Below are 6,840 nucleotides of genomic sequence, written 5' to 3'. Positions count from 1 at the left end.
GTGTCGAAGCGGGTCAGAAGGAAGGAGATCACGAACTCATCCCAGGAGAAGGTCATCGACAGGAAGAAGCCGGCGAAGATCGCCGGCGCCATGACCGGCACGGTGATCAGCAGCAGCACCTTCCATTCCGGCGCGCCGAGGTCGCGCGCGGCGCGCTCGATGTTGATCTGGTGATCGCCCATCTGGCTGTAGATGATGGCAAAGCATAGCGGCAGGTTGATCACGACATGGCCGATGCCTGCGGCAAGCAGCGATTTCGGCACGCCGGCCCAGTTGAACAGCACCAGCAGCCCCATGCCGATGATGAGATAGCTGACCGTCAGCGGCAGCGTGATCAGGCCGCGCAGAAGGCCAGAGCCCGGCAGCACGAAGCGCGCGAAACCCCAGGCCGAGAGGAAGCCCAGCGTGACGGCGGTGGCCGAGGAGATCGACGCCACCAGCAGCGAATTGACCAGCGCCGAGGTCAGCCTGACGTCGGAGAGCACGGCATCGTACCAGCGCAGCGACGGTCCGGTGAAGGGCGGAATGGGGAAGGAAGTCGCCTGCAGCGAGAACAGCACCAGCACCACCACCGGCAGGAAGATGAAGCCGTATACGGCAAGCGCATAGACCCAGGAAGCGATGCGGACCGACCGGCGCATTTCAGGCCCGCTCGATCTTCAGCCAGCGGGCGCAGGCAAGGTAGGCGACGGTGACGACCGCCATCAGGATGATCGACAGCGCCGAGGCCAGCGGAAAATCGCCGCGCCGGCCGATTTGCATCATCACCAGCTGCGGCATCAAAAGCTCGTTGTTGCCGCCCAGGATCTGCGGCGTGATGTAGTCGCCGATGCACAGCACGAAGGTGAGGAAGGCGCCGACCATGATGCCCGGCAGGGTCAGCGGCAGGATGACATGCAGGAAGGTGCGCACCGGCCCGGCGCCGAGATCGGCGGCGGCCTTGCGGTAGCTCGGGCTGAGCTGCTTGAGGTTGGCGAAGATGGTCAGCGTCAGCAGCATGACGAAGAAGTGCACGAAGCCGGTGACGGTGGCCAGCCGCGTGTTGGCGAGCTGCAGCGGCTCGGTGATCAAACCGGAACCGGTGAGCGCGCGGTTGATGACGCCGTTCTGCGCCAGCACCAGCAGCCAGGAATAGGAGCGCACGACATAGGACGTCCAGAACGGCAGCACGGCAAGCATCAGCGCCAGCCGCTGCCAGCGTTTCGGAACCTGTTCGGCGAGGATCCAGGCGAAGGGATAGGCCAGCAGCACCGAGACCACGGTGACGATTGCCGTCACCTCCAGCGAGTTGACCATCGCCTGCCAATAAGACGGGTTGATGAAGAACTGGCTGTAGTTGGAAAGGGTAAAGCCGCCGCCCTCATGCGCCGTAAGGCTCGAAAACCCCATGGCGATGAAGGGCAGCACGAAGAACAGCAGCGTCCAGCCGAGCGCCGGTGTCACAAGCGCCCAGGGCAGGGCATGGCCCGCCCGAGCCAGGGCGCGCCCGCTCTTTCCGCTTGAACTCACGAGCGGCAACCGATCACTTCGCCTGCAGCATTTCGGTCCACATGTCCTGCATCTTCTTGTCGAGATCCGCGTTCGGCGCCGGATAGGCCTGGGCGCGGGCGAGGAAGCCCGGCTGCTCGTCGAAGCGCAGGACCTTCTTCTGGTCGCCGGTCAGCGCCGCCTTGGTGTTGGCGGGCATGCCCCAGTAACAGGACGAGGTGGCAAGGCGCGCCTGGCCTTCGGGGCTCATGATGTACTGGATGAACTTCAGCGCCATGTCCTTGTTCTTGGAATCCTTGAACATGGCCAGAGACTGCGACCACAGCACCGCACCCTCCTTGGGAATGGAGAAGTCCAGTGCCGGGTTCTCCTTGGCCAACCCCGCCGTCACCCATTCGCCGCCGCCGACCAATATGTCGACCTCGCCGGTGGCAAGCGCCGTCTGGCTGGCGGTCACTTCGCCAACCAGCTTGGCGTTGGCCTTCATCTTGAGAAGCTCGTCCTTGAGGGCGGGCAGGTCGGCTTCGGTCAGCTCGGCCGTCTTCTTGCCGATGGCGAGTGCCGCCATGCCGATGACCGGCAGGTAATAGTCATAGATGGCCACCTTGCCCTTGTATTTGTCGCTGGTCAGCGACGCCAGGGACTGCATGTCGGCCGGATCGACCTTGGTCTTGTTGAAGCCGATCGTGTTGTAGCCGAATTTTTCGGTGATGCCGTAGCGCTTGCCGCCGACCACGGTGGAGCCGTCCATCTTCACCTGCGGGAAGAGGTCGGCCAAGGGCAGCTTGTCCTCGGGCAGTGGCTCGAACAGGCCCTTTTCGACGCCGCGCGGCACGTCGATCGAGTCGATCACCATCACGTCCCAGTCGCCGGGCTGCGACTGTTCGACGATGGCGAGGCCCGCACCGGTGCCTTCGAACTCCTTGACGTTGACCTTGACGCCGTTGGCTTCCTCGAAGGGCTGCAACAGGCCCGGATCGGAATGGTCGCACCAGATCAGGGCGTTGAGATCGGCGGCCTCGGCGAGGCTGCCCACGCCAAGCAGCAGGGCCGTGGCGGCGCAGGCGGCGTGCAGATGGCGCTTCAGGGCTGAAAGCGGATTCCCGGATGCGGATTTGACGGACATCGAGTGTTCTCCCTTGCCTTTGTGGCTTCTTGCAAAAAGTTGAACCAATTCTAAAATTGAGTCAATTCTGTTTTTGTGGCAAGAGGCTGCCATGAGCGGATTGCGGGCAAGGCAAAAGGCGGACCGGCACAGGCGCATCATCGAGGCGGCGGCCGCGCTTTTTCGCGAGGCCGGCTATGAGGGCGCCAAGATCGAGGCGATCGCCGCGCAGGCGGAAGTGTCGATCGGCACGATCTACAATTACTATGAGAACAAGGGCGACATCCTCGGCGCCATCGTCTCGCTTGAGGTCAACGAGGTGCTCAACGCCGGGCGCGGCGTCGTCGCCAGGCCGCCGGCCAATGTCGGCGACGCGCTGGACACGCTGATCGGTATCTATATCGAGCACTCGCTGCACTATCTCAGCAAGGAGATGTGGCGACAGGCCATGGCGATCTCGACGCAGCTGCCCGACAGCCCGTTCGGGCAGGCCTATACCGCGCTCGACCGCTCACTGACCGAACAGATCCGCGCCCTGATCACCCGGCTTCAGGAAATCGGCCTGGTGCGCCGGGACATAGACGGCGCGGCGCTCGGCGAACTGATCTTCAACAACATGAACATGATGTTCATCGAATTCGTGAAACGCGACCAGGCGAAGATCCCGGAGCTGCGGGCGGCAATACGCCGGCAGAACCGGATTTTGGTGGCGGCGATTGCGGTGTGACTGTCAGGAAAAGGCAGTAGAATAGATCGTTGGATCAAATCGCATCTCAACCCTCTTGAGTGGCGCCCGAAATCTGATACAACCCATGGGTGCATTTTTGGGGGAGGGGTGAATGCAGTTTCCCATCTGGCATTGGGCAATCCTTCTGTTGTTGATCGGTGTCCCCGTCTTCTTCGCGGTACGATCTGCCATCAAGCCCTCGCGGAATCCGGTGGATCCCGTGGGGTTCGGAGGATGGCTGATGCTTCTCGCGATCGGTCAAGCCTTGTCGCCATTGCGCACGCTTGCCGAAATGGGGGCCTCGCGTGAGGGCTACAGCCAGCTCATGCTGGTGCCGAACGGACCAATGGTGGTCTATGGCGAGATTGCCCTGCTGCTGGCGTTTCTGGTGCTGCAACTGGTGGTGGCCGTTGCCATGCTGAGGCGGAGCCCTTGGTTCAAGCAGTTGTTTGTCGCCCAATGGCTTGCAATCCCGGTGATTTTCATCCTGGACGCAGCATTGGTTTCCACGGTCTTCGGTGTTCCGGTCGGGCAGGTGGTCACCGGAAATGCGATTGCGACGTCTACAGCCTCGTTTGTCCTGGCCGGACTCTGGGTCGCCTACGTCTACAGATCCGTCAGGGTACGCAACACGTTCACCAGGATCAGGGCTTCCACCGAGGTCGCCAACGCTTCGTAGAAGGCAGCTGGGATATTTTGGAGCATGAGGAGCCGGAGGCTCTCGACCATTCCCCGGGTGGAAACTGGTGCCCCCGGACGGGATCGAACCGCCGACCTTCGGTTTACAAAACCGCTGCTCTACCAGCTGAGCTACAAGGGCACGGCGCTCCGGTAGCATATTTCGTGCGCCAGTAAAGCCAAAACTCCGTTTTCGGTTACCCCGGCGGTGGATGACGCCGCCGGCCCATGCTGCAATCCACGAGCGCGCTTCCTACATATCAAAAAGGTGCAATCGCTTCGGACTGGAGTGTCGCATGATCAGGCTTGTCATCATTCTGCCGCTCGTCGTCATCGCCTGGATGCTGCTGGTGAAGCTCATCAGCGACGTCAGGAAGGCCAATGTCGACTGGACCGGCGTGACCACGATCATCGGTTTCATCGCGCTCGCCTTCTGGCTTCGCCACATTACCGGAATGGGATGAGGTAATCGGCATCGGGGAATAGGGAATTGCATCGTTCGTATCCGCTTCGTTCGATTTCCCGGCTCCCGGCTCCCGGCTCCCTGCTCCCTGCTCCCTGCTGCCTGCTGCCTACGTTCTGAAAAATCTCCTCGACTTTTCGAACCTTTTGACAGGCCGGGCCGACTGATCTCCAGGGGCGAATGGTCGCCTCGGTCAAGGATCCAGGAGATCATCATGTTCAAGCGCATGCTCACTTCCGCTCTCGTGGCCGTTTTCGTTGCCACAGGCGCGCTGGCCGCCTCGCTTCAGACGTCGTCGGCTCACGGTATGCATCATCACCATCATTACTATGACGACGACTATGGCGACTACTGGTGGTACCACCACCACCACCACCGGCATCATCACCATGGCAGGGTGGTTATCATCCTTTGATGCCAAGGCCTGTTGCGTTCGAAGGGCGGCCTCGGCCGCCCTTTTGCGTTTTCCGCGGGCCTTCTGGCGGGAACCCGGCAGCACCTCCGCAAAAAATCGAAAAAGCCTTCGAACCTTTTCCTGCGCGGCAGCGACAGATGATCAAGAGGCGGATGGATCGCCTCGGTCAACAAGCAAGGAGATCATCATGTTCAAGCGCACTCTCGTTTCCGGCCTCGTCGCCACCACCGTCGCCGCCACCACGCTGGTTGGCACCGTTCAGCCTTCGGCGGCTCATTCGCATCACCACGACCTTGGCATCGGCATCGCCGCCGGCGTCGGCGGGTTCGTCCTTGGCAGCCTACTTGCCCAGCAGCCCCCGCGTACCGTCTATGTCGACGAAGACGGCGGTTCCTGGCACGTCCGCCGCTGCTTCGATCGCTACTCGAGCTACGATCCGGACTCCGACACCTATATCGGCCGCGACGGCTACAGCCACTACTGCCGGCTTTGACAGGGGAGGATTGCTTCAGCAACAGAAAAAGGGGCTCGCTCGGGCCCCTTTTCTTTGCCTTACAAATACTTACAGTTGCGTTCTAAAGCCGGAATCAGAGAGCGGCAGTCCGGCTGCGTCGCACGTTCCATCGACGACACGTCTCGTCTCCGAAGTGCTGCCCATTGCGACGAGTTCGAAGCTGGTTGCCGAATCCGGGTAGATCCTGGCGATGAAGGCTTGGTCGCCGCCAGGGCCGCCAACCGCGGTCTTGCCGTTGACGAAGCCGCAGACCACGATCTCCTTGCGGCCATCCAGCGTCCGCTCGCCGGCAAGCGTCCTTCCGAGCCTGGCCGAAGCAGGATCCGGCAAGTGCTGACGAATACCGGTGATGACGGTCTCCTCGAGCGCGAGCGAGAACGGAATGGGATCGACGCGCTGGTCGCCGCCATCGGGCCGAGGTGTCGTCGCCACGCATCCGCACAGCGAACCGACAAGCAAAAGCTGAACCGTTGTCTTCATCCGCGCCCTTTCGCATGCATCCCAACGCCACGGCAAGACAGGGCGATGCCGCCGGCGCCTGCCCTATCGGCATGGTCGTACAGTTCGATTCTTCGATATTGCGACCAGCAGCGTGCTGCCTGGGGCAGGCTGATCAGCCGGCTTGCGCGCCGCCGATCATCCGGGTCACCTCGGCCGCGGCACTGCGCACCATCGGCCCGATCTCGGCCAGCCGCTCCGGCGTCACCCGCACGGTCGGCCCCGACACCGAGACGCCGCCGATAGGCTCGCCGAACTCGTTGAAGATGGCGGCCGCCACGCAGCGCATGCCCGGGTGCCGCTCCTCGTCATCCACCGACCAGCCGCGCTGCTTGATGACGGCAAGATCGTGGGCGAGGGCAGGGATCTCGGACAGCGTCCTGTCGGTGAAGCGTTGCAGGCCGGCCTTGCGCAGAATGGTGCCGACGCGCTCCGGCTCAAGATGCGCCAGCACCGCCTTGCCGATGCCGGAGGCATGGAAGGGACTGCGCGTGCCCGGGCGGAAGAACGCGCGGATCGCCTGATGCGTCTCAACCTGGCTGACGAACACCACGCAATCATCCTCGGCGACGCCGAGATTGGCGGTCTCGCCGGTTCTTTCCATCAACTCCTGCATGACGATGCGGGCGCGGTCGACCAGCTTGCGCCGGCGCAGGAAGGCAGCGCCCATGCGGTAGGTCTCGACGCCGATCGACCACAACTGATCTGATGTGTCGAATTCGACCATGCCGTGGTTTTCAAGTGTCGTCAGCATCCGGTAGGCGGTCGAGGCGGCAAGGCCGCTTTGCGCCGATATCTCGCTCAGCGACAGGCCGCTGCCCTCGGCGACAATGGCCAGGATGCGCAAGGCCCGGTCCAGCGACTGCACGGAACTGGTTTCGGGAGGTCCGTTGAAGGCACGCGGTCGGCCGCGCTGGCGTTTTTCAGTGGTTTCCATCGCGCCAGTTTCGCC

Annotated in this window: 10 protein-coding genes and 1 tRNA gene; 5 read left to right on the top strand and 6 right to left on the bottom strand. The window is 62.5% G+C overall.

What is annotated here, in order from left to right:
- From C1D09_RS11125 to C1D09_RS11115, 3 genes are all read right to left on the bottom strand, one after another.
- A partial coding sequence (locus C1D09_RS11125; RefSeq protein WP_143974309.1) for an ABC transporter permease occupies positions 1-641 on the bottom strand: 641 nt, incomplete at its 3' end.
- Position 642: 1 nt separating this feature from the next.
- Positions 643-1,509, bottom strand: coding sequence for an ABC transporter permease (locus tag C1D09_RS11120; RefSeq protein ID WP_143974308.1), 867 nt, complete (start codon positions 1,507-1,509; stop codon positions 643-645).
- Between the two features lie 13 nt (positions 1,510-1,522).
- On the bottom strand, positions 1,523-2,614 hold the full coding sequence (locus C1D09_RS11115) for a polyamine ABC transporter substrate-binding protein (protein WP_143974307.1): 1,092 nt from the start codon (positions 2,612-2,614) through the stop codon (positions 1,523-1,525).
- A gap of 91 nt (positions 2,615-2,705) precedes the next feature.
- On the opposite strand from C1D09_RS11115, the gene C1D09_RS11110 reads away from it, so the two are divergent.
- Positions 2,706-3,320, top strand: coding sequence for a TetR/AcrR family transcriptional regulator (locus C1D09_RS11110; RefSeq protein ID WP_143974306.1), 615 nt, complete (start codon positions 2,706-2,708; stop codon positions 3,318-3,320).
- 112 nt (positions 3,321-3,432) lie between these two features.
- Positions 3,433-3,999 carry a DUF2569 family protein gene (locus C1D09_RS11105; protein WP_143974305.1) on the top strand — a complete coding sequence of 189 codons (567 nt, stop codon included), beginning with the start codon at positions 3,433-3,435 and terminating at the stop codon, positions 3,997-3,999.
- A 65-nt stretch (positions 4,000-4,064) separates the two neighbouring features.
- Here C1D09_RS11105 and C1D09_RS11100 read toward each other — a convergent pair.
- Positions 4,065-4,140: transfer RNA gene (locus C1D09_RS11100), tRNA-Thr, on the bottom strand.
- A 154-nt stretch (positions 4,141-4,294) separates the two neighbouring features.
- Here C1D09_RS11100 and C1D09_RS11095 point away from each other — a divergent pair.
- From C1D09_RS11095 to C1D09_RS11085, 3 genes are all read left to right on the top strand, one after another.
- Complete coding sequence (locus tag C1D09_RS11095; RefSeq protein ID WP_095770241.1) at positions 4,295-4,462, top strand: hypothetical protein; 168 nt, start codon at positions 4,295-4,297, stop codon at positions 4,460-4,462.
- 213 nt (positions 4,463-4,675) lie between these two features.
- On the top strand, positions 4,676-4,876 hold the full coding sequence (locus C1D09_RS11090) for a hypothetical protein (protein WP_143974304.1): 201 nt from the start codon (positions 4,676-4,678) through the stop codon (positions 4,874-4,876).
- A 187-nt stretch (positions 4,877-5,063) separates the two neighbouring features.
- On the top strand, positions 5,064-5,369 hold the full coding sequence (locus C1D09_RS11085; RefSeq protein ID WP_143974303.1) for a BA14K family protein: 306 nt from the start codon (positions 5,064-5,066) through the stop codon (positions 5,367-5,369).
- Positions 5,370-5,438: 69 nt separating this feature from the next.
- On the opposite strand, the gene C1D09_RS11080 is transcribed toward C1D09_RS11085, so the two are convergent.
- Both C1D09_RS11080 and bhcR read right to left on the bottom strand, forming a co-directional pair.
- A complete protein-coding gene (locus C1D09_RS11080) occupies positions 5,439-5,870 on the bottom strand; it encodes a hypothetical protein (RefSeq protein WP_143974302.1) in 432 nt (143 codons plus the stop codon).
- Between the two features lie 133 nt (positions 5,871-6,003).
- Positions 6,004-6,825: an HTH-type transcriptional regulator BhcR gene (bhcR, locus tag C1D09_RS11075; protein WP_143974301.1), complete on the bottom strand. Its 822-nt coding sequence runs from the start codon at positions 6,823-6,825 to the stop codon at positions 6,004-6,006.
- Between the last annotated feature and the right edge of the window lie 15 nt (positions 6,826-6,840).

Origin of the sequence: Mesorhizobium intechi (assembly GCF_002879535.1) — a bacterium.
GTDB lineage: Bacteria > Pseudomonadota > Alphaproteobacteria > Rhizobiales > Rhizobiaceae > Mesorhizobium > Mesorhizobium intechi.
Note: the sequence above shows the minus strand (reverse complement) of the source record. Positions and strands in the feature narration are given on the sequence as shown.